The 25,498-nt window shown below is 38.7% G+C and carries 24 protein-coding genes and 1 pseudogene; 19 read left to right on the top strand and 6 right to left on the bottom strand.

The window, feature by feature from the left end:
- Nucleotides 1-45: 45 nt before the first annotated feature.
- The 10 genes and pseudogenes from FLM54_RS18980 to FLM54_RS15940 all read left to right on the top strand — a co-directional run.
- Nucleotides 46-165 (top strand): annotated as a pseudogene (locus FLM54_RS18980) (Mobile element protein); the annotation flags it as partial.
- A gap of 90 nt (nucleotides 166-255) precedes the next feature.
- The gene (locus FLM54_RS15980; protein ID WP_075170028.1) at nucleotides 256-567 is read left to right on the top strand and encodes a hypothetical protein; all 312 of its coding nucleotides are present in this window, start codon (nucleotides 256-258) and stop codon (nucleotides 565-567) included.
- Nucleotides 560-1,039 carry a hypothetical protein gene (locus FLM54_RS15975; RefSeq protein WP_054201379.1) on the top strand — a complete coding sequence of 160 codons (480 nt, stop codon included), beginning with the start codon at nucleotides 560-562 and terminating at the stop codon, nucleotides 1,037-1,039. Before FLM54_RS15980 ends, FLM54_RS15975 begins: the two co-directional genes overlap by 8 nt.
- A 264-nt stretch (nucleotides 1,040-1,303) precedes the next feature.
- Complete coding sequence (locus tag FLM54_RS15970; RefSeq protein WP_138621733.1) at nucleotides 1,304-2,068, top strand: ChaN family lipoprotein; 765 nt, start codon at nucleotides 1,304-1,306, stop codon at nucleotides 2,066-2,068.
- A gap of 2 nt (nucleotides 2,069-2,070) precedes the next feature.
- On the top strand, nucleotides 2,071-2,655 hold the full coding sequence (locus tag FLM54_RS15965) for a hypothetical protein (RefSeq protein ID WP_081374100.1): 585 nt from the start codon (nucleotides 2,071-2,073) through the stop codon (nucleotides 2,653-2,655).
- A gap of 102 nt (nucleotides 2,656-2,757) precedes the next feature.
- Nucleotides 2,758-3,024, top strand: a complete 267-nt coding sequence (locus tag FLM54_RS15960) for a hypothetical protein (protein ID WP_178956937.1) — start codon at nucleotides 2,758-2,760, stop codon at nucleotides 3,022-3,024.
- Between the two features lie 60 nt (nucleotides 3,025-3,084).
- The gene (locus FLM54_RS15955) at nucleotides 3,085-3,870 is read left to right on the top strand and encodes a hypothetical protein (protein WP_036955101.1); all 786 of its coding nucleotides are present in this window, start codon (nucleotides 3,085-3,087) and stop codon (nucleotides 3,868-3,870) included.
- A gap of 174 nt (nucleotides 3,871-4,044) precedes the next feature.
- Entirely contained in the window at nucleotides 4,045-4,554 is a 510-nt protein-coding gene (locus tag FLM54_RS15950; protein WP_178957428.1) for a DUF6795 domain-containing protein, read from the top strand.
- Between the two features lie 37 nt (nucleotides 4,555-4,591).
- Nucleotides 4,592-5,089 (top strand): DUF6795 domain-containing protein, encoded by a 498-nt coding sequence (locus tag FLM54_RS15945; RefSeq protein ID WP_306295544.1) that lies wholly within the window; start codon nucleotides 4,592-4,594, stop codon nucleotides 5,087-5,089.
- A gap of 27 nt (nucleotides 5,090-5,116) precedes the next feature.
- Complete coding sequence (locus FLM54_RS15940; protein ID WP_178956936.1) at nucleotides 5,117-6,283, top strand: lipase family protein; 1,167 nt, start codon at nucleotides 5,117-5,119, stop codon at nucleotides 6,281-6,283.
- 13 nt (nucleotides 6,284-6,296) lie between these two features.
- Here the strand turns inward: FLM54_RS15940 and soxR are convergent, their stop codons facing one another.
- On the bottom strand, nucleotides 6,297-6,755 hold the full coding sequence (soxR, locus tag FLM54_RS15935) for a redox-sensitive transcriptional activator SoxR (protein WP_178957426.1): 459 nt from the start codon (nucleotides 6,753-6,755) through the stop codon (nucleotides 6,297-6,299).
- A gap of 98 nt (nucleotides 6,756-6,853) precedes the next feature.
- On the opposite strand from soxR, the gene FLM54_RS15930 reads away from it, so the two are divergent.
- From FLM54_RS15930 to FLM54_RS15920, 3 genes are read left to right on the top strand one after another with little or no spacing between them, the layout of a single operon-like run.
- Nucleotides 6,854-7,318, top strand: coding sequence for a flavodoxin family protein (locus tag FLM54_RS15930; protein ID WP_010389334.1), 465 nt, complete (start codon nucleotides 6,854-6,856; stop codon nucleotides 7,316-7,318).
- Between the two features lie 47 nt (nucleotides 7,319-7,365).
- Nucleotides 7,366-7,890, top strand: a complete 525-nt coding sequence (locus FLM54_RS15925) for a DsrE family protein (protein WP_178956935.1) — start codon at nucleotides 7,366-7,368, stop codon at nucleotides 7,888-7,890.
- Nucleotides 7,890-8,507 carry a GDSL-type esterase/lipase family protein gene (locus FLM54_RS15920; protein ID WP_178956934.1) on the top strand — a complete coding sequence of 206 codons (618 nt, stop codon included), beginning with the start codon at nucleotides 7,890-7,892 and terminating at the stop codon, nucleotides 8,505-8,507. Before FLM54_RS15925 ends, FLM54_RS15920 begins: the two co-directional genes overlap by 1 nt.
- A gap of 35 nt (nucleotides 8,508-8,542) precedes the next feature.
- Here the strand turns inward: FLM54_RS15920 and FLM54_RS15915 are convergent, their stop codons facing one another.
- On the bottom strand, nucleotides 8,543-10,792 hold the full coding sequence (locus tag FLM54_RS15915) for a TonB-dependent receptor (RefSeq protein WP_178956933.1): 2,250 nt from the start codon (nucleotides 10,790-10,792) through the stop codon (nucleotides 8,543-8,545).
- Between the two features lie 280 nt (nucleotides 10,793-11,072).
- Here FLM54_RS15915 and FLM54_RS15910 point away from each other — a divergent pair, with 280 nt between their 5' ends.
- The 4 genes from FLM54_RS15910 (at nucleotide 11,073) to FLM54_RS15895 (ending at nucleotide 15,807) form a co-directional block, all read left to right on the top strand.
- The gene (locus tag FLM54_RS15910) at nucleotides 11,073-12,080 is read left to right on the top strand and encodes a LacI family DNA-binding transcriptional regulator (protein ID WP_138594317.1); all 1,008 of its coding nucleotides are present in this window, start codon (nucleotides 11,073-11,075) and stop codon (nucleotides 12,078-12,080) included.
- A gap of 169 nt (nucleotides 12,081-12,249) precedes the next feature.
- Complete coding sequence (locus FLM54_RS15905) at nucleotides 12,250-13,488, top strand: MFS transporter (RefSeq protein ID WP_178956932.1); 1,239 nt, start codon at nucleotides 12,250-12,252, stop codon at nucleotides 13,486-13,488.
- Between the two features lie 15 nt (nucleotides 13,489-13,503).
- Nucleotides 13,504-15,006, top strand: a complete 1,503-nt coding sequence (treF, locus tag FLM54_RS15900) for an alpha,alpha-trehalase TreF (RefSeq protein ID WP_178956931.1) — start codon at nucleotides 13,504-13,506, stop codon at nucleotides 15,004-15,006.
- Nucleotides 15,007-15,117: 111 nt separating this feature from the next.
- Entirely contained in the window at nucleotides 15,118-15,807 is a 690-nt protein-coding gene (locus FLM54_RS15895) for a response regulator transcription factor (protein ID WP_178956930.1), read from the top strand.
- Between the two features lie 32 nt (nucleotides 15,808-15,839).
- On the opposite strand, the gene FLM54_RS15890 is transcribed toward FLM54_RS15895, so the two are convergent.
- From FLM54_RS15890 to FLM54_RS15875, 4 genes are read right to left on the bottom strand one after another with little or no spacing between them, the layout of a single operon-like run.
- Nucleotides 15,840-16,613, bottom strand: coding sequence for a CsgG/HfaB family protein (locus FLM54_RS15890; protein ID WP_138764900.1), 774 nt, complete (start codon nucleotides 16,611-16,613; stop codon nucleotides 15,840-15,842).
- A complete protein-coding gene (locus FLM54_RS15885) occupies nucleotides 16,613-17,035 on the bottom strand; it encodes a curli assembly protein CsgF (RefSeq protein ID WP_138605903.1) in 423 nt (140 codons plus the stop codon). The genes FLM54_RS15890 and FLM54_RS15885 overlap by 1 nt, the downstream gene beginning before the upstream one ends.
- Nucleotides 17,029-17,421, bottom strand: a complete 393-nt coding sequence (locus FLM54_RS15880; RefSeq protein ID WP_178956929.1) for a curli production assembly/transport protein CsgE — start codon at nucleotides 17,419-17,421, stop codon at nucleotides 17,029-17,031. The genes FLM54_RS15885 and FLM54_RS15880 overlap by 7 nt, the downstream gene beginning before the upstream one ends.
- A gap of 40 nt (nucleotides 17,422-17,461) precedes the next feature.
- Nucleotides 17,462-18,970: a curlin gene (locus FLM54_RS15875; protein WP_178956928.1), complete on the bottom strand. Its 1,509-nt coding sequence runs from the start codon at nucleotides 18,968-18,970 to the stop codon at nucleotides 17,462-17,464.
- A 569-nt stretch (nucleotides 18,971-19,539) separates the two neighbouring features.
- Here FLM54_RS15875 and FLM54_RS15870 point away from each other — a divergent pair.
- Complete coding sequence (locus FLM54_RS15870) at nucleotides 19,540-22,044, top strand: S8 family serine peptidase (protein WP_178956927.1); 2,505 nt, start codon at nucleotides 19,540-19,542, stop codon at nucleotides 22,042-22,044.
- Between the two features lie 264 nt (nucleotides 22,045-22,308).
- Nucleotides 22,309-25,482 (top strand): glycosyl hydrolase family 18 protein, encoded by a 3,174-nt coding sequence (locus FLM54_RS15865; protein WP_178956926.1) that lies wholly within the window; start codon nucleotides 22,309-22,311, stop codon nucleotides 25,480-25,482.
- The last annotated feature ends 16 nt before the right edge of the window (nucleotides 25,483-25,498 follow it).

Raw genomic sequence — 25,498 nt, 5'->3', positions numbered from 1 at the left:
TACCACTTTATATAGCGTTTCGTTCGGCGTGCATTTTGTATAGTGATGAGCATTCTACAGGTCAACCCTCAATTTTCGCAGAGGCTGAGTTGAAGATAAGTTGCTTAAGCTCGAAAGGTGTTTTGTATTGATGTATGTGTTTACGCAGTTTTGAGTAACCACACTCAACACGCAGAGATAACTATAAGATTAAAGTTGTAATGAAATATGTAAGTCGATGCGCTTATCTAAGCGAGCTAATATAGAGGGAATGATTTGTTTTTTAGTGATAAGCAAAAAAATAAAGTGGAATTTTATGCACTTGTATATGTAATCTCGTTTTTATTGCCATTTCCTGCTTCGCTATATTCTGTTGCATTATCTCAATTAGGTGGTGTAGCACTTTGGCTGATTGGCTCAATAACATATATGATTGTTTACCTGCGAGTCGTGTCAGAATTACCAAAAGAGGATAGGTATTTTGTTACATGGGGTCAAGCAAGCTATTTTCCTCAACTGCTTTTTAAAGTAGCCCCTGTATTAATATTTATACTTTTATGCTTGTGTTGGGAAGTTTTTAGTGTTTAAAAACGAAGAGGTGTTTTTATTATTTCCCCCATGGAAGCTTTTACGTAGGTTCTTATTAGTAACGGTTATCTTACTTATAGGAACTGTTTATTCAGGCATGACATTGTTAACACAGTACTTTGATACAAGTCCTGAGTGGCTGTTGGGCATTTTGTTTTCCGTTGGAATTATGTTTTGCCTTTTAAACTTTAAAGTTAGTCAAGGCTCTTTTCTATGTGCAAAGTTATTGAAATACTATGCTCTATTTTTAGCTTTGATTTGCTTACCATCATTTATAATTTTAGAGGGAAATGGTTATCATATAGCTACAGTTACTAATATAGCCTTTATGCTGCTGTCTTTTTATTTGATTAAAGGAAATAAATACCAAGGCTTAATTAAATATCAATATAACTTTTTTAAGGATATAAAAGACGCTCGGGCCGCTGTTGAAAAAGAGATAGCTAAAGGAAATAAGAGAAAGAAAAAGTAAGTCTGCATAGCTTTGCTTATTGAATTAAAATACAAAGGAACATAGATAAAAGTAGGGCGATGAGTATGTTAGCCGCGCAATGAAATTATGGCGTGGAGTTAGGAATGTTATTCAAAAAGTGAAGTGTGTAACTTCACTGCAAAAGCGCTTTTATTTGCAATAAGCTATGAATATGCAGTTGCTCCTTACAGCTCTGAGAATAATGACGCTATTGAGTTTTATAAATGGTGTTTTGAAAATTTAAATAAAGAACAAGGATAGGTAATGAATAAAATAAACATGGATGTAAATTACAGAACAATGGCCGGTAATGCGCGTTTAGTTATGCTAGGCGAATCAAGCCACAATCCCGCAATCTACAAATATGAAGCTATAAAAGCACTTAGGCAACTTAAAACAGCTGGTTTTACCCATTTTGCAATTGAAATGTTACCTCGTTCTATGCAAGAAAAAATAGAGTTTTATCAACGAACAGGTAAAGGGTTTAATGTAATTCAGCAATATTTTAATGATAATTGGGCTTGGGGTTATTTAGTTCCTAAAGCATATGGCGAACTGGTTAAAGCCGCTCGGGAAGTAGGCTTAAAAATAATTGCACTTGATTTGACTTTGGATGAGATGGAGTCTATTGATAAATCGTGTGATTATGATAATTCATTAGCAGGTAATTGTTTTAATAGTCACACCATTAGAAATATGGTTTGGGCTCAAAATATAAGTAATATTTTAAATCAAACTAATCAAAATCGCGTTGTTGCTTTTATGCATCGTTGGCATGCTGTTAGATCAACTAAATATCAAGAAGGTCTTGATACACTTGTGAAAATGGAAGGCACGCTAAAACTTAGATTTATTGACTTTATTGGTGGTACTGCTTGTTACTCACAAAGAAGTTGTGAGGGTTATTCTGATGAAAAGGGTAATCTTAAAAAGCAATATTTTTCACGAGAAGGTTTTCCATTTCAAACTGCAGTAAAATCTTATCAAGTACACCTGCCTGAAAATACCTCGATAGTAAAAGGTATATAGTAGTGAAAAAGTTAATTTATACTTTTTTTGTACTTATATTATGTTTCGACTCATTTGCTGGAACTTTATTTCCAAAGCATGATATTAATGATCCTAAGTTATCCAAAAACACCGTGATACTTCAATGCCAAAAAAGCCTGATGTATGCGCCTAGACAGCTTGAAAAATGGTGCGAAAAAGCATACGAAATGGGATATTGGCAGGCGCTAGAAGTTATAGGTTTACATACAAGTGATGGAAGCCGTTATATCACGGAGGCTCAATTACATGCTGAAAATGGTGATCCTGATGGAATCTTAGCATTGGCTTTTGCATATGAGTCTGGGCGTTTTGTTACTAAAAACTTACATAAATCGATTGCTTTATATAATCAATACTTAAATGAAAACCAAGGTATTGAAGAAGAGAAAATGAGAGTAATCAGAACCCATGAAGCTCTATATTTGATATATACAAAGTTAGGTGATTTTGAAAACGCAGCTAAACAGAAACGCTTTTTAGATGAAAGTAATTATAAAGAAAATAAAGAAGCTATATTAAAAAAACAAATGCGAGAAGCGGGAATATCTATTGACTCAGAACAATAAAATGCAATTTTAGTAAAATTGATACTTTGATATTCGCATGACAGATTTAATTGAAATAAAAAGGAGCTATAAACGCCAAACTTAAGGCGCTATAGAATTATTATGGAACAACAACACCAACAAACACTAACCAACCTCGTATACGATATTTACGAGGATCCAACTAAAATTGAAGAGCATCAAGAGCTTATTCAACCACTATTGAGCGATTTAGTTGCAAGTGCCCCTGTGGGTTTTGAAGGCATGGCGACGATGATCAATACTCATATTTCAAACGGGTTTAAGTTTAAAAACCCTAAAATACAAAAGTTTGAGCTTGAGTCAGGCTTATTAAAGCTTAAAACCTACCTGCAAAAAATAAACCTTTAATTAGTTTCGTAATTGCCAATACTCTCGGCGCAGTGTATTGGCTGTAATCAAGGATGATAAATGACTCTTATAAACACCTGCATTTTAATGCTGTTTTTACAGCCATTATTTGTTTATTTAGCACTATTTAAACAGTCAAAATACAGTGTTAAGCCCAAAAGCTCGTTAGATAATGAAGATTCAATGTTTTTATTTATTGCCCCTGGCTTATCGGTTTTTTATCTTGATCAGTTTTGGGTCGCGCTGCTTTATTTAGGTAGTGTGTGCTTATTGGGTGTATTGCTAGCTAAAATTGTAGAAAGCAAAGCAAACAAGCGATTGACCAGAGACGATTCAATAGGGTTTATGGTCGCCAGTTTTATCTTTTTTGGAATGATAAAGTTAATTATTGTTGCGGCTGCGTATTTTTTTACCGATGACGCTTCAAGCGCGATAACAGAAGATTTAAGCCCAGCTAAAGAGCCCTCATTGACGATTAGCCAAATGTTTAGTGTGGATTATTTGTATAGCCAGTTTAAACCTACGGTTTATTTTTTAGCATTAATGGTCGTGACCTTAGTGCTCAAAATTATTGAGTACAAGTTTTCTTTAAAGGAGGCGCTTTCAGGCATACTTATTATGCTAAGCGCTATATTAGTCGGTATTTCCCCACTATTTGGCGAAGCTTATATATTAGGCTTAATTGCTAACTTTTTTATCTTTTTTATAGTGTGTTCTACATGTATCGAAATAGACAAAATAGGGGATGCATCGGGTGGCGCTATTGCTATTTTATATGGCTATATATTAATGATGGGACTTGGGTTTAGCATTATATGTAAGCTGGTTTATGAATTGTTTTTTTAGGGAAGGATTGATTGTTTTTTGCTCTAAATGCTTGCAGAACACTTTGTACCCAATTAGAATAAATTTTAGTTGAAATGGCAATTTCATTAACGCTGATAGTTAAGAGTTTAAAACGTCATTAAATAGCAATACGACACGTGTATTTTGAGTTTAATAGTTTGGAGCTTGTATATTTTGTTATCGCGTTTTAAAGCTTACTTTTTGGTAGTTGTATCTATTACTATTATTTTTACTACAACACAGGCTTGTGCAGATATATTTGGTTTTTTTAATAAGCAAGATTTTGTTTTATCGGCTCCGATAAAAGGGCAATTATTAGATGAAGGGCAGCCTATTGCAAATACTAAGGTTGTACGTGCGCTTACTTATGGTGATGAATATAAAGATGAAGCAATAACCGATGATAATGGTTTTTTTACCTTCACAGAAAAATCTATAAAAACGAGTAAGCCTGCAAACATGTTTGATAATGAATCACTGGTTCAACATGTTTATTTAGAAAATGGTACGCCTGAGGGCGTTGTTCTTTGGTACATAACCGTGTCTATGCACGATGGGAGTGATACCCTAAAAAGCTTACTCGCTGACTTAGAGTGTGATATTGCCAAAGACCCACAAACATACGACATACCTATAGAAGAAGCGCCAGAGCACTTCTTTACGGTATATGGTGCATGCATTTGATTTATTGGAGATTATATTTTTGATGGAGCGGTTTAAGTTGCCATTACTCATTGTAGTTGTGGCTATTCTAATTTTATTTACTACAACACAGGTTTTTGCAAATATGTTTGGTTTTTTTAGTAAGGAAGATTTTGTGTTATCAGCTCCAGTTGAAGGGCGTTTGCTTTTTGATGAGCAACCTGTTGCTGGTAAAAAGGTATTTCGTAGACTAAATTATGGCGATGAATATATTGATGAAGTAACAACAAGTAGTGATGGTCGTTTTTCTTTCCCTAAAAAAGTTATCAAAACATCAAAGCCATCAAACATGTTCGACAACGAATCTGTTATACAACACATATACACATTAGATGAGAATGCAAAGGAAGTTACTATTTGGGCTGTTAGGCTATTTCCTTATGAGCATAAAGATACGCTAACCAAATACTTAAGTAATTTGGTTTGTGATATCGCAAATGAGCCAGAAACGTTTGATATAGCTGCTAAAGATAATAAGCAGCATACATTTGCAGTTTTTACCACCTGCAAGCTCTAACGTTTAAAACCAATAAAAGGATTTAAAATGAATACGTTAACACCTACTCAGGCAGTCCAATTAGCATCACTTGCTTATGATGCTAAAGAATTAAAAAATACAAAACTATTAAATGGGCTATTGCATGCATCCTTACGAGATCAGTTTGATTTTTCTATCAATAATAAATCCATACAAGGTGTGTCAGGCGGGTTTTTCTCTCATTTATTTGGTTTAAGTACTGGGTTTGGCCTTGTTGCACACGGTAAAAATTCATTTCAAGGTGATTCAGTAATCACTATTCGTGGCACGGCTTCTCTTAGAGATGGCCTAACAGATGCACATTTTGGGTTAAGCGGTGGCTCTAACGGCAGTATGGTACATGCTGGGTTTAATAAAACCTTTTATAGTATGAAACCTGCACTACAAGAGTTTGTAGCGGCTAACATTCGAGACAAAATAACCGGCTGTGTGCATATTGTTGGCCACAGTTTAGGCGGGGCATTGGCTACGCTTTCAGCCGATTGGATAAAAGCAGAGTATTCGTTGCCGGTTAAATTATATACGTTCGGCTCACCAAGAGTGGGGCTTGATAACTTTTCACGCGCTGCCACCTCACGTATTGATAAAATATACCGCTGTACACACGGTGCTGATCCGGTTACAAAAGTGCCTTTGTGGCCATTTTCACATACGCCCTACAATGGCCAAGAAATTCGTCTTGATAATGGTCAGGGCCTTAAAGGCGCAGCCCACAAGTTAAGCGGTACGCCAGGCTATGTTAATACCGCAAACAGTAATGACTGGGGCAATTTAACTGTAAAAGCAAACCACTTTTTAAGCACACCGGTACGCTTAAAGTTTGAAGACAGAAACCAAGCTTCATTTAGTTCACACTGGGCAGATAAGCTTGGCGCTGCGTTAGTTACCTTATTAAAAGATTCGGGCTACTACAGTGCTGTTGCAGCACAAGCAGCCATAGGTACAGGCTTAACTTTTTACGATATGCTCGCGCGAACGCTTGATAAAATAGCCAAAGCGTCAGCCTCATTTGCAACGCAAACCTTAGGTTTACTCGGCCACATGCTAGTGTTTGCTGGCAAAGTTATTAGCAAAGCTGTAGAGCTGACTTACAGTTTTATAAAATCGGTATTTGACTCAACTCTAGGGGCATTATATCGCGCTGCCCGAGAAGGCTTAAATGGTCTAGATTAAGGTTTTATAAGCCTTAATCTCGCTCTAACAAAATGGCACCACTTTGGGTTTCACCTAAGTGGTCGTCTTTGTTATAAATAGGGCACTTACTCATTGATAAACACCCACAGCCAATACAGCCATCAACCCGTTCACGTAAACGTCGCATATAAGCAATACGCTCATCAAGTTTCTTTTGCCATTGTTTTGAGAGTGCAGACCAGTCTTTTTGTGTTGGTGTACGCTGCTCTGGTAACGTTGCCAGAGTTTGTTTAATTTCTTCGAGCGTGATCCCCATCGCTTGTGCTGCTTTTATAACTGCTACTCGCCTTAGTACATCTGGTTTAAAGCGTCGTTGATTGCCACTGTTTCGCCAACTGCGTATTAGCCCTTTATTTTCGTAAAAGTGCAGTGTAGATACCTTAACGCCACTGCGTTTAGCGACAAACCCAACCGTTAAGTTGGCTTCAGTAAGCTTTTTTTGTACCGCCATCACTTTAATTCCTTTTAAAAATTAAATTATTTCTTATTGACCTGAACTTAACTTGAGGTTTTAAGCTTTGCTCCATCATAAGAAAAGGAGCTAACCCAATGCAAGAAAAATCAGCACACAATATCGCAATCATATATTCAAGTGGACGTAAAAATGGCAATACTACCGCGCAAGTTAATGCCTATAGTAAGCAACAAAGCGGCATTGTTTTTTGCTTAGATGATTATGTTATTTCACCTTATCGCTACGATAAGCAGTATCACAATGATGATTTTTATAATTTGTTTGAAGTGTTACTTCGTTACGAACATTGGGTGTTCGCATCGCCTGTGTACTGGTATAACACCACGCCAAAAATGAAAGCATTTATAGATAGGATCACAGATTACATGGATGATGAGGCGTTAAAACCGAAGCTTAGAACTTTACGTCAAAAACAGTTTTCACTGTTGTCTAATGCTGCATCTCCCTCTGCGCCAGACGCATTTATCGATATGTTTAAACATACCTTTAATTATTTAGGAATGACTTTCAAAGCACATTCACATGTTCAGGCTAGTTAATCACGTTAAATAGCGTTAGGCTAAACAAAAAGTAAAAAGGATGATGTATGAAAACGTTACTTATTGGCTCAAGCTTACTTTTGGCTAGCTTTAGTACTCTTGCTGCAGAGCCTTCGCCTGTTATTAAAGACTATGGTTATTTTTATAATGTGCCCGAGCATGTGTCTGATTTAAACCAAGCACAGTTCAAGATAGCTTTTGATGTAGGTAAAGGCGCTGAAAAGGGCGTGCAAAATAATCATATTAATTCGTTAGCGCGATTTATTAATATGCATGTGGCTCACGGCGTAAAACCAGAAAATATTCAGCTTGCGCTGGTGGTACACGGTGGAGCCAGCGTTGATGTACTGAAAAACAGTGATTATAAAGCTCGGTTTGACAAAGATAACAAAACCGAATCTTTAATTAAACAGCTGCTTGCTAATAACACGCAGGTATATGTATGCGGGCAGTCGGCAATGCATATGAAGGTAGCAGCAGATCAGCTTATACCTGGGGTGAAAATGGCGCTTTCAGCGATGACAGCCCACGCCCAGTTACAACAACAAGGCTATACATTGAATCCGTTTTAATGAATATTCTGTGTTTTGGTGATTCCAATACCTTTGGTATTTCTCCTGTTGATGGCAAACGGCTGAGCGAAATTGAACGCTGGCCTACTTTATTAAAGCAGCAGTTGGGCACCGGCTTTGAAGTGATTGAAGCCGGGGAGCCTAATCGTACTTTAGTCAATAACCCCCCGTTTATGGGAGATAAATCGGGCATTAAATATTTAAAACCGTATCTGGAAGCGCACACTGTTGATGTTGTTATTATTCAACTCGGTACTAATGACTTAAAAGCACGTTTTGCACTGTCTGCTATCGATATTGGCAAAGCGCTTGAGGAGTTAATTTTAGCCATTAAAGCCTTTTATCATTGTAAAACAATACCAAAGATTATCATTATAAGCCCGCCCACGGTTCATGAAGTGGGAAGTTATAAAAGCATTTACGCAGGTGCAGGTAAAAAAGTTGAACAATTATCTATTGAATTTAAAGCCGTCGCCTATCGTCACACGTGTGTATTTTTAGATTGTTATCCGCTGATAAAGCCATGTAATAAAGAGGGCATACACTTACCCGTTAGTGCGCATAGAGAGCTTGCTAATAGTTTGATATCTATAATAAAAAAAGCCGCCGTGTATTAAACACAGCGGCTTTAATTTATTGCTTAGGGAGTGTATTAAAATTCGTAACTAACACTTAAGCGTGTTGTACGCGGCATAATGTAACGGCCATTGGGGGCGTCGGCATTGCGTGGGTCGCCTTCAGTGATACCTTGCTCGTCGGTTAGGTTATCTACAGCTAATTGCAGTTTAATGCCTTCGACTGGTTCAACAATTAAACCTAAGTCTACTTTTTCGTAGCCATCAAGTGTCACGGTGTTTTCGTTATTACCAAAGCGGTCATCCACTGCTGACAAAGTACCATATAAAGTGGCATACATGCCGTCTACTTCAAAGTCATAGCTTGGTGTTACACGTACTTGCCATTTAGGTTGGCGCTGTGCGTCGTTACCTTTATTTTCAGGGCTTTCAGTGATTTCGGTCTGTTGTAATGTGGTATTTAAATTAACAGAAAAGCCAGATTCATGATTAAAGTTATAATCAAGTTCAACACCATACGCTTCGTTGGTTAAAATGTCAGCCGGTACACCCGGGCGACTTACAAAGGTATCGCCTTTTACTTCATTGACAAAAAAGGTGGCGTAGAAGTCGGTAGAGTCTGAAATAAGCTTGTAACCTAGTTCGCCCTGCGTTACTTCTTTAATTAGTTTTTCACCCCCTTGGTATGCGCCAAAGTTATCTCTAAAGTCATCAAAATATGGCATTTTATAACCACGGTTAACACGTGCAAACACGCCCATGTCGTCATTAATTGAATAGTTTAAACCGGTTGTCCATGAGGTTTTACTTTCATCGTAATCAACGGTTTTAGTGATAATACCGTCAAGGTCTTCATCAACACTGTACTGCACATCATGGTTTTCTTTACGTACACCTAAATCAAGCGTAAATGCATCTGCAAATTTGTATTGGCCTGTAAAGTAAAAAGCATTGGTGCGTGCATCACCTGTTGAGCTAATATCGTAATTAAAACCACACCCGTCAGTGCTTTGGTTACATTCAATGCCATTTAATGACTCACCACCGGCTTCCAGCACGTGATACGCCGTATTACCTAAGCTCCACCAATCGCTCGCAGATGTGCTTGCGGTGTAATAACCAAAAGTGGCCGATAAATCGCCAAATTGCTTTGAAAAGGCTAAGTCGTTAGTAAACGAGCTTATTTCTTTTAATACTACCCAGCGACCCAGTTGCTGAATCGCGGTGTCACTAGCATATTCGGTGTTAGTCACTGCACCGAATGCCGTTTGACCATTGTCAGCCACTTCACCAATTGTCGTTGCTGAACCATTAGGTACTAGGCCAAATGTATTGGCATCGCCTTTAGTAATATTAAAACGATCTATAAATTGCCAGCCATTATCAAATTCTAGTTTAATGCTACCGCCGGATACATGGCCATCCCATCCTCGGCCATCACCTAGGTCAATATCGTGTGCTTGCGCATCTGGGCCGGTAAAAATCGTCGCTTGACGGTTAAGTGTGCCTAATTGAGTATACTGGGCGTCAATACCGTCAACGTTTAATGGGGTGGGTAAGTACCAAGCACCGTGATCGTCTGTTTGACGGGTATAAAAGTTAAGCTCGCCATTGTCTAACTCTTTAGTAATGTTAATTGTAAATTGGCTTCCTTTTTCTGAGGTAAACCCTGCATCACGAATACCCGGTGAGCTTTTAACATAGCCGCCTACCATAAAATATAGATCGTCGGTGATTTCACCACTTAGCACAGCATCAACCCGTTGTAAGTCGTAATCTGAGGTGGTGTATTTAAATAAGCCTTGAGTATCTTCACTGCCACGCTTTAACCTAAAGTTGGTTGTTAAACCAGGCTGACCATTGGATAGCACAGGGTTAGGACCACCACGCAGTGCTTCCATCGTTTCAATCGTTTCATCGATTCTAAATAACGATGAGTTTTCTAAAAATGAAAGAGTAGGCGCAGGGTAAACTGGCGAGCCTTCAATACTGAGTGTTAAAAATGGCGCATCACCACCTCCTGGAAAACCACGTACAAATACGTTGGCACCAGACTCACCACCAGAGCTTTCTACCCACACACCGGGAACAGCTTTAAATAAGTCAGCAGTACTTTTAGGTGATAATTTTATAATTTGTGATGAATCAATATTTGTTACTGCGTAGCTGGCATCAATTTTTCTGATCCCAACACCTGCGGGGGTACCAGAAACGACAATTCGCTCAACTTTTTTTTCTTTTGCTTGTTCTGCTGCAACAGCAGCGTGTGTGCTTAGGGCTAAAGTAATTGCACAGGCTAGCATGCTTTTTGCTTTATTGAATTTCATGTGTGAGATCCCGTTTTTAGTGTGTTAAACAGTGTGTATTACAGCGAGATTGATTAAATTTTAATGTAAACAAGCTGTATAAATTGAAACTCTAGAGATAAATGCAAACGTTTGCAATATTTATTTGTAAATTATTTATTAATATGGGCTGTTGTTTTATTGAGCGTAATTACACAAGAGCGTAACTTTTAAGTTAATGGGCAAGCCAGTAAAAAATAATAATGCTATATTGTCAGTAAGTTAGATATAGCATCAGCCGAAGTGGAGCGTTTAGGGTTTTATGAATAATAAAAAAATTAAATTAGCTGATTTAGCAAAGCTTGCAGGGGTGTCTACCTCAACGGTTTCGCGCGCGCTGAATAATAACCCGCTTATAAAACAAGAAACCCGCGACAAGCTTCAGCAGCTTGCAAAAAAACATAATTTTAGCCTTAACACGGCAGCTAGCCGTTTACGTACGCAAAAAACCAATGTTGTTGCCGTCATTATTAATCTTGATGAGCAAACCGAGCAGTCAATTAGCGATCCATTTTTACTCAAGGTAGTGAGCGAAATTAACCTTGCGCTTAATCAGCAGGGTTTAGAGTTGTTGTTATCTAACTCTATTATGGCGCAAGATGACTGGGCTAATTACTTTATTAATGGCCGCCGAGCAGACGGTATTATTGTTGTGGGGCAAGGAAAAAGCCAAACTAATATAGAAGCGGCTGCCGATGCGGGTATTCCTTTAGTTGTATGGGGGGATCCAAAAACACAAAGCAATTATCCTATTGTCGGCAGCGATAACTACTTAGGAGGAATGCAAGCGACCGCTCATTTAATAGAACACGGTGCTAAAAGTATTTTATTTTTAGGCGATCCTGAGCATGGTGAAATTAGTGAAAGGCATCGTGGTTACGCTGCTGCACTTTCTACTCATAAACTTGAGCAGCATGTTATATCCATTGATATTACCAGTCGCTCAGCGTATCAAGCAATTAATCAGTTATTACGTGAAAAAGGTTTATATTTTGACGCGATAATGGCCTGTAGTGACATGGTTGCACTGGGGGCGATGAAAGCGCTGAAAGAGCGCTATGTAAGTATTCCCAACGATGTGGCACTGGTTGGATTTGATGACATTGCCATGGCTGATATTAGCCATCCCTCTCTTTCTACGATTAAACAAAACACCCAATTTGCTGCGACTTTGTTAGTTAAAAAGTTAATACAGCAGTTTTCAGGTGAAAAAGCCGAATCACAAGTTATTGATATAGAATTAATTACTCGCCAGTCAAGCAAACGTTAACTTAGTATGCATGTATATTAATTGTTAAATTTAAAATGCAAACGATTGCAATGATATTTGTTCTACACTAAACTCTGGATTTACTGACTAACACACACGGTAATTTACCAGCTATGGGTAATTTGCTTTATAAAAGTTATGGCGTATGTCGCTCTAAACGAGGCAAGCAATGAGTAAAATAAAAATCACACTGGCAATTGCTGCAAGCTATTTTATTTTCGCAATACTATTAAATAGCGTAGGCACTGTTATTTTGCAGGCTATAAACACACTAGGAGTAAGCAAAACAGAAGCGTCGGTTTTAGAGGGATTTAAAGACTTATCAATTGCAATAATGTCATTTGTTGTTGCTTCATTTATACCGCGTTTGGGCTACAAGCTTGCAATGCTGCTAGCACTGATAGTTGTCGCAATAGCGTGTTTTTTTACAGCTGTAATAAGTGAATTTTACATGTTTAAAGTGTTATTTGCTGCTGTGGGTTGTGGTTTTGCGGTCGTTAAGGTGTCGGTTTATTCAATTATTGGCCAAGTGACAGAGGGTGCAAATAGTCACTCATCATTACTAAACACGATAGAAGGCATTTTTATGGTGGGTGTATTAAGTGGCTATTGGGTATTCACCGCATTTATAGACCCTGTTGATAGCAATGCCTGGTTGAACGTTTATTACCTATTAGCAGCGCTTACGCTTTTGGTGATTATCAGTGTCGTAATAGCACCAATAAAACCTGCTATTAAAGGTCAAAAAAGCAACTCTGGTTGGAATGACTTTATTGCTATGCTCAAACTTACCTATCAACCGTTAGTGCTGATTTTTATTATTAGTGCATTTTTGTATGTGTTAATCGAGCAAGGGGTAGGGACTTGGTTGCCTACATTTAATAATCAAGTTTTGCAATTACCAGTAGCCATTAGTATTCAACTAGCGAGTATTTTTGCCGCAGCTCTTGCTTTAGGGCGCTTAGTGGCGGGCCAAGTATTAAAGCATATTCATTGGTTTGTTGTACTTAGCTGTTGTTTAGTTGCTATGGCTGCGTTGATTATTATTACCTTACCACTAACGGAAAACTTACCTAAAAACGAGGTGAACAGTTTATTTGATGCGCCTCTGGCGGCGTTTGTTTTGCCATTAATTGGCTTTTTTATGGCGCCCATTTATCCGGTACTCAACTCAGTCATGCTCAGTGCGCTTCAAAAGCATCAACATGCTGCAATGACAGGGTTAATCGTTGTGTTTTCAGCACTTGGTGGCACCACAGGGTCGGTGATAACCGGGTATGTATTTGAGCACTTTAGTGGCCAGCATGCTTTTTATCTTTCACTTGTGCCCATTAGTTTAATTTTTATTAGCGTGATTATTTTTAAAAAACGCACCCATGCCATTTCACAACACGCAGTCAATAGTTAATAGATTAGGACAGTTATGAGTTTTTTTAATAGCCAATTATTTAAAGATGTACAAACACAGCACATATTTAGCGACTGTAAAACGTTTGCTGATGCAACCGCGCGTGTTGATTGGCAAAGTGCCTGTATACAGTATGAGCAAATAGCACCCCTTGATAAAACTCAATTAAGAGACTTTGTTGATGCGCATTTTATAACAACGCCTTTATTAACAATGAAAGCAGCTGCAAATACCACCAGTGTAAAAGGCTACATAAACTCACTGTGGAGCGGCCTTCGACGTGAAGCCGATACACCCAAAGCTAATTCTTTACTCGCTTTAAAGCACAGCTATATTGTACCTGGTGGACGTTTTCAAGAAATTTATTATTGGGATAGTTATTTTACTGCGCTGGGTTTAATTGATGCAGATAAAAGTGATGTAGTAGAAGACATGCTGCAGAATTTTATAGATTTAATTAATGATTACGGCTGTATTCCCAATGGTAACCGCAGTTATTATTTATCGCGTTCACAACCGCCTATTTTAGCGCTGATGGTTGATCTTTTATGGCAGCACACTCACAGTAAAACACATAATTTAGCTTGGCTTAGATTGTGTGTTGAAGCTTTAAGAAAAGAGCACGCATTTTGGATGCAAGGAGCAGATACACTCGATGATGCGCAAACAAGTGTAAAACGCGTGGTAACAATGCCATGTGGTGGGGTATTAAATCGCTATTGGGATGATGAGGCGGCTCCTCGCGCAGAGTCATTAAGAGAAGACTTAGCGCTTGCATCAGGGTTTAGTGATGATAAAAAACCTGAGTTTTATCGTAATATTCGTGCCGCATGCGAGTCTGGCTGGGATTTTAGCTCGCGCTGGTTAGCCGAGTCAAACTTACTAAACTCAATTCAAACGACAGATATTGTACCTATAGATCTAAATTGCCTACTGTACAATTTAGAAAATCAGCTTAGTGAATATTTTAAATTGCTTGGCAATGAGCAACAATCACAAACGTACAGTAGCTATGCTGTAAAAAGAAAGTCGCTTATTAATCAATATCTTTGGAGTAATGAGAAGCGTTTTTTTGTTGATTATAATCATAAGTTATCTAAGCCGTCTGCTATTTTAAGTGCAGCGGCAAGTACCGCGCTTTTTGTTAATTTGGCCTCGCAACAGCAAGCTGAACTGGTTGCAAACGTATTGAGCGAGCAGTTTTTAAAAGCAGGCGGCATTGTAACCACTGTTGTTGATACCCCACAGCAATGGGACAGCCCGAATGGCTGGGCTCCATTACAATGGTTTGCGGTAAAAGGCTTGCGTAATTATGGTATAGAGCAATTAGCTACACGCATAATGAAAAACTGGCTAACAATGGTAGAACAAGATTTTATTGAAAATAAATGCTTGCTCGAAAAATATAACGTATGCACACCGCAAAAAAAAGCCAGCGGGGGGGAATATCAAGTACAACAAGGATTTGGTTGGACTAACGGTGTAACATTGCGCTTTTATATGCTCACTGAAAGTTAATTTGCCTTAACTGCTTTATAGGGATTCACCCTGATAATCTTATACCAAAAGAGCATTGTGTTTTGTAGTTGATTTAGGTAATGTAATGAAATTGTTTCAGGGATGGTAATTATGTTAAGTAAAAAATTTGCCTTTATTAAAACAACACCTAAATCGTCTTCTCACTCATTTTGCTATACAACGATTATAAGCACTTTAAAAGCGCTTTTTAATGAAATAAAAATGGATGACTCACTCCCTAAAGTCGAGTTACGTCAAACCTTTGAACTTTATCTCGTTGATGGTGCGGATAAGGATTGGCACTCATTAATCCCTGCCGAATTAATCTGTTTAGCTAAGCAAAATAAGGTGATTTTATTTAACGTTGAGCCAAATGCTGTGTGTGAGAAAAATTTATTATTAAATCACTTCAATGGTGTTTTTTATAGTTCAGATGCTGCAGAGGATATTTTTAAGGCGCTTGTAAGAATAACCGATGGCGAGCTATGGTTTACTCGTAAAGTGATTTCTGATGCATTCAAAGATATATTAAATGCAGCTTCATCTAACAATTTACTGCATGACGACATAGTGCTTAGTAAATCGGATTGCGAAAACTTAACCAAACGTGAAAAATCGGTGATTCAATTAATAGCGCAGGGTGCGAGTAACGATAAAATAGCGAACAAACTCAATATTAGTGATCACACAGTGAAAACTCATCTTTATAGTGCGTTTAAAAAGACTCAATCGCGTAATCGTATAGAGCTTGCAAATTGGGCACAGCGCTACATTTCGGTATTACTTCCATTAGATAATTAAATAAAAAGGCTATTTGCATAGCCTTTTATTTTTTAAGCTTGTTTTTTAGCCCAAAGTCCTCGATCTATGCCTTTAGTAATTAAATCAGTAAGCGCTTTTTCTATGGCTTGTGTCACACAAATACTCATAGGTTCGTTATCACTAAATCCAGCTTCGGCTTCGGCTAAACGTTTGTAACTAACATATCTAAAGAAGCCTGCTCGCATTTCTTGGCTCAATACTTTTTTGCTGGTGGCTACTGATAATAGTACTTGGCCAGTTCTTACATCGACTGCACGCAAATAAATTGAAATTGCATCTTCACGATATAGCTCTGAGGCACCAATCCCAAAGTATTCCATTCCTAATCCGCCAGTTTTTACATTGGTATCGTAGCTAATTATGCCACCTTCTAAAATAATTTTTGCGGTGGTTAATGGCGGAAGCTCGCTCTGATTAGGGTTAGTCGCTTGTGCCGCTCTAATAATTTTTCGCTCAGTCAAAATGTTTTGTAAACCCTCACGTTCAACCGGCGTAAACCAGTCAGACTCATGTAATGCTTGCACTAAAATAGAGTTTGCACCTTGAGTGACGGCCGTTGAAAACGAGCTAACATTAGTTTGTGGTTTATATTGACCGGTTTGATCGCGAAATGAATAAACCGAAACTGGAATGCTACCTGCAGGTTTAGGTAAGCTTTTTAAGTCAGAAAAAACATCTGTTGGCTCTAACGTTACCGCACTTTGTTTTGATGGGGGAATTAAATTACCCATAGTAGAGCAACCACTAAGAGAAAGAGCGATTGTTATTATAATTACTTTATACATTATCCAAACCTCGGTACTTCGATAACCACAACCGAGTCATCAATTATATTTGTTATTCTAACCGTGATAGTGTCGGTTGTACTGGTGATTACTTCTATTTGATAATCACCACTCATAAATATTGAATCTTGGTTAAAAACACTGTCTTCAATATTTTCGCCAAAAGCCATGTCGGTGATTTCTCTCACCATCCTATTTAAGTATGTTCGCTCTAATGAATCCTGAAATTGCTCTGCATACCCTTTTTCGATCACAGGCGCTTTATGCTTATTTTGTGCTTGTGCCTTACTAAGCAGCATATTGGCATTGAGAGGGTTGCCGCCAAAGCTCGGGTTAATAGGGGTGTAAATAATTTCAGTTGCGGAGACTGAAAAGCTTAAAGTCGTTATTATTGTTAATACTATTTTTTTCATTGTTACCATCCGTTCAATGCCATGTCAGGACTCGCTGTTTGCATATTCGATCGCGCCATTGCGTCCATTACAGAATGTACTGCTTGCTCTACCCGCTCGTCCAAAGGCTCTAGCTTTCGTCCCAAGTGGGTTGCATAAATTATCTTATTATTCATTATTAATACTAATTTGGTGCCAGCACGGGGTATAACCGTTTCTTTTATTTCTACATTGAAGCCTGCTGTTGAGGGGAATTCGCGCCAATAGTTTGAAAATTCACTATAAAATTGATACCCAAAGCGGCTAATACTTTTGTTTAGAAGTAATCCATCGATTTCTAAATCATCACTGGCATTACTACAAGGAATAAAAAGAGTTAAAAGTATAAAAAAATAGTTATATTTATTATTTTTCATAGTTAAATAAGGGAGAGGGTTACTCTCCCTTTCTCATCAATTACATTTGTGTAATTGTTGCAGTGTTACCATCACCGATTTGCGTGACAGAGAATGTACTGTTAAAGCCAATTACGTTACCTTCAACAGTATTGTAATTACCTGTTTGAGTAACAGAGAATGAAACGTTTTCACCACCTAGTAAAAGCGCTGAATCTCCCGTTCCACCTACCCAGTTTCCCTCACCTTGTTGTGCAATATCAATAGAGTGATTACTGCCCTCTACCATTAAGTCAATAACGTTGATATCACCATTTTGAGCGATATCAATTTGGTTTGCATTACTATCAAGAACACCCGCTAGTGTAACAATGGCTTCGTTTTGGTTACCGACTTGATTAACATCAATATCGTTATCGTTTGATGTAAGTGAGACATCAGGGTATGAAGACTGCACTAAAATTGCGTTTTCATCACCACCTGATTGGCTAAGGTCAACATCATTGCCATTACCATTAAAATTAGCTAAATGAACCGAGCTGGAATTACTAACTTGAGTTACTGTAAATTCATTATTTGATCCAATTACACCCATGTATACTTCATTAGTGTTACCAACTTGCATTGCTGTAAGCTCATTGTTATCGCCCATTAGCTCAGTTGTTGCAAGGTTCTCATCACCAACTTGATTAACTGTTACTTCGTTGAATGAACCGTCAAAAAGACCAGATTCAATAGCATTATCTGAACCTTCTTGGTCTAGTTTTATTTCATTATCATTGCCAGTAACGGCTGCAAAAGTAATCGTATTGTTATCACCGCTGCTTTGTTCAATAGCTATTTCGTTTGCATCACCAGCTATATCAGTGAATGTAACAATGTTGCGTGAGCCATCTTGGCTAACATCAATTTCATTTTCGTTGCCACGTAATGACTCTATTTTAAATTCATTCCACGTGTCTGTTTGTTCAATTTCAATGATGTTTTCATCACCAGATAAGCTAAGTATTTCAAACTCTTGCCACATACCTGACTGAGATGAAATAATTTCGTTGCCGTTACCTCTCATGTCCATGTTGTAAAACCAATGGCCGCCATCACCTTGTTCTACGTCAATATTATTGTCGCTACCGGTGATAATATTGATTGCTTCATTATTCTGGAATAATCCTTGGCCTAATTGAGAAACATAAACGCCGTTATGATCACCCGTAATACGAGTAATAAAACCATTAGCGATACCATCTTGCGCATAAGTCTGTTGGTTGTTATCACCCGTTGTTTCAACTTCGGCGTAATTACCATTTTGTAATTGAGCTATTTTAACATCGTTATTGTTACCGACTTCAGTAGCTAGTGCAGTATTGCCATCCCCATCTTGAGATACTAATGCTGTATTATCAGAAAATGATTGTTTAACTGTTACGGCATTTTCAATGCTACTTACAGATACTTTAGATGCAAGCTCAGAAGTTGAACCCGCTTTTGATTCTGTAGTTGCGTTTGCTGTAAAGCTTGCGCCCATTGCAATTGCAATAGCACAGCTTAAAAGTGATTTATTCAATTTCATTATTATTCTCCTTGAAATGCAAAATTAAACACCTTGGTTGTTTATTAAGTTTTAATAAGGTGTTTGTCGTTACAGCATGCCGTGCTGTTAAATGTGTGATTAACTTTTATTCTTAAACGTAAGGTGCGGTTTTAATCATGAATGTAGAATCTAGCTTTCAGTGCTTGAACAGTATGTTTACTGTTATCTACTTCATAACTGCTCAGTCACTGTATTCTTCAATGAACCTATTTTGAATCATCTTTTTTAATGGTATTTAAAGCTGTTTAGTTTCAATGGCTTGAAATTAAATTTTGGATTTATATTTATTTCTCACTAAAATCCAATAAAAAATAATGAGTTAATGGTATGTTAAAATTAATGAGTTTAGCTCATTAAAATGGATGTTTTTTATGTTTTTATCACTGTATTTCTAGTTAAAAGTAATGATTTTGTACCTTATTTTTTTTTTTTACTTGAGTTAGTCGCTGTTTAACCGTTTTCTTAGCACTTGCCACGTGATTGCTTAAATTCTTATACGTAAATTTTCCACTTAGTACAGCTAAGTTAACTTAATTACGGATAAAACGATGAAAACAAAATTATCTATTATTACACTTGCACTTTTACCTTGTTTAGCTGCGGCGAAATTGCCTGATGTAAACAGTACGACTCAAAAAGTTACTGCGAGTAGTGACTCAATTATTGTTAAATATAAAAAGAATGCTTCGCCGGAAATGCGTAAGCAAGCTCGTTCGTTAGTAAAAGCCAAAATATCTGATCTAAATAACGATGAAATTGATGATAACTTCACTTCGTTATTTTCAGGCCGCCTCGCTAAATTTAAAATATCAGGAATGAGCGCTAAAGAAGCAATTGAGCGCTTAAAATCACATCAAGCTATTGAGTATGTTGAGCCTGATTACCGAGTGAGCATAGCAAACGCAACTAATGATCCTCGCTTTGAAGATTTATGGGGCTTAAATAACGAAGGCCAAACTGGTGGTACGGTTGATGCAGATATTGATGCACCTGAGGCTTGGTCAATTTCAACTGGTAGCCGTGATATTGTTGTAGGTGTTATTGATACTGGTGTAGATTATAGCCATCCTGATTTAGCTGCGAATGCGTGGGTAAATAGCGGTGAGATTGCTGGAGATGGTATCGATAATGACGGCAACGGTTATATTGATGACGTACACGGTATTAACGCGATTACCGATGCTGGCGACCCAATGGATGACGAAGGCCACGGTACACATGTATCAGGTACAATTGGTGCCAGTGGTAACAATGGTGTTGGTATTGTTGGTGTAAACCATGATGTATCTATTGCAGGTTGTAAGTTTTTAGCTGCAGATGGTACAGGTTCTACATCTGGCGCTATTAAATGTATTGACTACATGGTAGGCCTTAAAAACTCAGGTGTTAACCTTCGTGTATTAAACAATAGCTGGGGCGGTGGTGGTTATAGCCAAGCACTTGCTGATGCGATTACTGCCAGTGAAGAAGCTGATATTTTATTTGTAGCTGCTGCTGGTAATGATGCGGTAGACAACGATGTAAATCCTCATTACCCATCTAATTATGAAAATGACAATGTATTATCTATTGCAAGTACTGATAGTCGCGACAATATGTCTGGCTTTTCACAATGGGGTTTAACCAGTGTTGATATGGGCGCGCCAGGTAGTGCTATTTTATCAACCATTCCAGGTGGCGGTTATGCAAGCTATTCTGGCACATCAATGGCAACACCACATGTAGCTGGTGCTGCTGCACTTGTATTGTCAGTAAATCCAGATCTAACATCACTAGAGCTTAAAGAGTTACTTATGTCTAGTGGTGATGCTAATGCGGCATTAAATGGTAAAACGGTTGCAGGTACACGTCTAAATGTTAACCAAGCAGTCATTGATGCTGATCCAACTCCTGGGTTTAAATTATCAGTATCACCTGTTTCTCAACAAGCAACAGTTGGTGATACGGTTACCTATACCTTTACAATTGGTTCAGTTGCACAATGGGATGGTGACGTTTCACTTGCTTTGGCTGCTGATCTTACTGACGCATCGCTAAGCGCAACTACAGCTCGTCCAGGTGATGAGGTTGTATTAACGGTAGCAACTAATAGCGATACTCAGTGGGGTAATTATGACTTTACTGTAACTGCTTCAACAGACGAGCAAGTTAAAGATCAAACAGTAAGCTTAATGCTGCAACCTGCTGGTTTGAACGACTTTACTTACAGTAGTAATGAACGCGTTGAGATTCCGGATAACTCACCTGAAGGTGCAAGCTCTGTTATTACTGTGGCCGATGATTTAACTATCTTTGGTACCACGGCTGATGTAGACATTACGCATACTTGGTCTGGTGACTTAGTGCTTACACTTATTTCAGCACAAGGTACAGAGGTTACTTTACAAAGCAATGAAGGTGGCAGTGACGACGACATTGTGAAGTCATTTACATCAACGGTATTTAATTCTGAGGTAGCGACTGGAGATTGGACACTTAATGTTGAAGATACAGCAGGCGCAGATACGGGTAATATCAATGGTTGGTCACTTACATTTAGTGCTATTGGTGAAGTAAGTCCACAACCACCAGAAGCCGGCTTTAATGTTTCAGCACAAGGTTTAACTGCTACATTTACAGATACAAGCCGTGATGTTAATGATGACATTTCACAGTGGAGCTGGAACTTTGGTGACGGTGCAACTTCAACTGATGCAAACCCTGTTCATGCCTACGCTGAATCAGGTAGTTATGAAGTTGAACTAACTGTAACAGATAGTGAAAACAACTCAGATACATTCACACAAACAGTTGTTGTAAGTGATGTTGAAATTGAGTTGACTCTAAAACGCGCTAATAAGTCACGTCTTGATACTATGCGTGTAGAGCTAAACTGGGAAGAAGTGGGTGCTGAGTCACTTAGCTTATACCGAAATGGCGAACTAGTAGATACCGTATCAGATAATGGCCGTTACCGTGACTACGTTCGTAACGCAAGATTATCAACGTATAACTATAAGTTATGTGTTTCTGAGAACGTATGTTCGAATATTGTTACGGTTTCATTTAATTAAGCAAAATATACATTCCTAATGTAAACCAAGCCCAGTTTCACTGGGCTTTTTAATGCCCAATTAATAAATGTTATTAATTGAACTTGGTATTTTAATAGTTTTTATAGTAGTTATAAATCACTAGCCTCATATTATTAATTAATCAATTTGTATCTATTTTGTTTATTAATTACACTTTATTTACTTGATATTTACTTTGTTCATGCTAGTTTCATAAATGGAAACTGACAATAGCATTTCTTAACACACTAAGCGGAGGAGCTAATGAGCTCACGGAAAATAATAAATAATGCCCTTAAATTAAGTGTCTTATCACTAAGTGCATTTAGTTTAAATGTATATGCATCAATAGACTGCAGTACATTGACGACATGGGAGTTAGGGCAAACTCATACAGCAGGAAGCCAAGTAAAGGCACAAAATAATGCGTATGAAGCCAAGTGGTGGACACAAGCAAACCCTTTGGAGAATACCGGTCAATATCAAGAATGGTTACTTTTAGGTGCGTGTGACAGCGCTGTCAATGATAATCAGTCGCCTATAATTACTGAGATCACACCTGGGAATGGTTCTTTATTTAACGATAAAGACAACGTTGTCATTTTGGCGCAAGCAACTGATTCAGATGGCTCGGTTGCAGGTGTAGAGTTTTTTGTCGACGGCATTTCCATAGCGGTTGATAACACTGCGCCGTTCAGTGTTAACTGGCAAGCTATCACGGGCGAACATCAAATTAGCGCGGTAGCAACAGACGATGAAGGAGCGAACTCTGCAGAAGTTGTTAATACGCTGAACGTTAGTGATTCAGTAGTTGTTGACCCTGTTAATCAAGTACCTGTTGCCGCTATTTCATTTAGCACGCTTCCGGATCAACTGGTTGTTGGTTCGCAGGTGGTGTTTGCACTTTCTGGAACTGATAGTGATGGCCAAGTAACGGCTCTGAGCTTTGCAGCAAACGGGGTGGATGTTCATCAATCAAGCTCACCAGCGAGCAGTTTTGCATGGCAAGCAACGGCACTTGGTCAGGCAACTTTCACCCTAACGGTGACCGATAACGACGGTGCAACAGCGCAAGTAACAAAAGTATTAACGGTTGTTGATGAAAATACAGGCCCAGTTACGGGCACTGACTGTCGTCCCCAAGGTTTATATCAAACTCCCGGTGTAAACACGCCTTACTGTACGATTTATGACGCAAATGGTCGCGAGATCATGGGCCCAGATCATCCACGCCGTGTAATTGGATACTTTACTAGCTGGCGTAATGGCGCTAATGGTCAACCCAGCTATTTAGTAAACGATATTCCTTGGGATAAAATTACCCATATCAACTATGCCTTTGCCCATGTTGATGCCAACAATAAAGTATCAATTGGCGACCCAGCATCAGTAAATAACCCAGCAACAAACATGCAGTGGCCAGGTGTTGTTGGTGCCGAAATGGACCCTGAGTTTAACTACAAAGGCCATTTTAATCTGTTAAACAAATACAAAAAACAACATCCAGATGTAAAAACATTAATATCAGTAGGCGGTTGGGCTGAAACCGGCGGTTACTTTGATGAAACAGGCCGTGTTGAAAGCGGTGGTTTTTATACTATGACCACTAATGCCGATGGTTCAATCAATCATGCTGGCATTAATGCATTCGCACAAAGTGCTGTTGAATTTATTGAAAAGTATGGTTTTGATGGTGTTGATATTGACTATGAATACCCATCATCAATGAATGATTCAGGTCATCCAGATGACTTTCCTATTTCTAACGCACGTCGTGCAGGGTTGAATGCTTCATATCAAGTGCTAATGAAAAAGGTACGAGAAGAGCTAGACCGTGCAGGTGAAGCCGCTGGTAAGCATTATTTACTCACTATTGCATCGCCTTCGTCGGGCTATTTACTTCGTGGAATGGAAACCTTCCAAGCGGTTCAATACCTCGATTATGTAAATATCATGTCTTATGACTTACATGGCGCATGGAACTCGCACGTAGGTCACAACGCTGCGTTGTTTGACACGGGTCTTGATTCAGAGCTTACGCAGTGGAATGTATATGGTACCAAAGAGTTTGAAGGCATTGGGTATTTAAATACTGATTGGGCCGTACGTTACTTCCGCGGAGCGATGTCAGCAGGTCGTATTAATATTGGTTTGCCTTATTACACCCGTGGCTTTAAAAATGTATCAGGTGGAACAAACGGTTTATGGGGCCAAGCGGCACTACCAAACCAAGCTGATTGCGCTAAAGGTACTGGCGTAGGTGAGAAAAACAAATGCGGTAATGGTGCACTAGGTATCGATAACCTTTGGCATGATAAGAACGATGCAGGCCAAGAAATGCCAGCAGGTTCAAACCCTTTATGGCATGTTAAAAACCTTGAAAACGGCATTGTTGGCTCGTATTTAGGCGTGTATGGCTTAACACCTGATACCGACGCCGATGACCGCTTAACAGGTACTTACACTCGTCACTATGACAGCGTTGCTGTAGCCCCTTGGTTATGGAACGCAGATAAAAAAGTATTCCTTTCAATGGAAGATGAAGAGTCAATGGCAACAAAAGTTGATTACGTTATCAACAATGGCCTTGGCGGTATTATGTTCTGGGAGCTGGCGGGTGACTTTGACTACGATACAGCGAAAGGCGAGTACTTCATGGGGTCAACGCTTACTTCACTTGCATACGATAAGTTTAATCAAAGCGGTGTTGCATATGATGTACATGGCGGAAATCCAAACTTTACAGTGCCTGCTGAAGCAGTAGATGTAACATTTACAGCAAAAGACTTCCCAATTGGTGATGATAATTACCCAATCAGCCCAACGTTTGCATTTACTAATAACTCAAGTCTTGATTTTAGTGGTGCAAAAATCTCATTTGATGTGCCGGTATCAACTTCAGCTATTTTTAAATCTAACTGGAATGCACAAGAAAAACTGGGCATGGCAGTAGAAGTAAATGGCTCGAACGCAGCGGGTAATAATATTGGCGGTTTTGAGAACGAGTTCCACCGTTTCTCAATCACACTGAACAATGAATGGGGCGGTCAACCAAAAGACTTTAGCGCTGGTGCAACTGTGAATGCACAAGTGATGTACTACATGCCAATCACTGGGCCTAGCAACTTTACCATTGAAAAAGATGGAAAAACTTATGCATTCAAAGCTGAATACCCAATGCTACCAGATGCAACACCGGGTGATGGCACGGGCAATCCAGATAACGGTGGCGGTGACCCTGTAGGTACGTGTGAAGGAGTTGATATAGCCACGATTCCTGTTTATCCAAACTTCCCTCAAACAGACTGGGCGGGCAACCCAAGTCATGCTGCTGGCGGCGATCTAATGGTGCATAACAACGCAGTTTATAAAGCCAAGTGGTGGACAACCTCTGAGCCGGGTGCAACAGCAGATTGGACCTTAAGTTGTAGCCTGTAATTTACAAAACAATGAG

Origin of the sequence: Pseudoalteromonas sp. Scap25, from assembly GCF_013394125.1 — a bacterium.
Lineage (GTDB): Bacteria > Pseudomonadota > Gammaproteobacteria > Enterobacterales > Alteromonadaceae > Pseudoalteromonas.
Note: the sequence above shows the minus strand (reverse complement) of the source record. Positions and strands in the feature narration are given on the sequence as shown.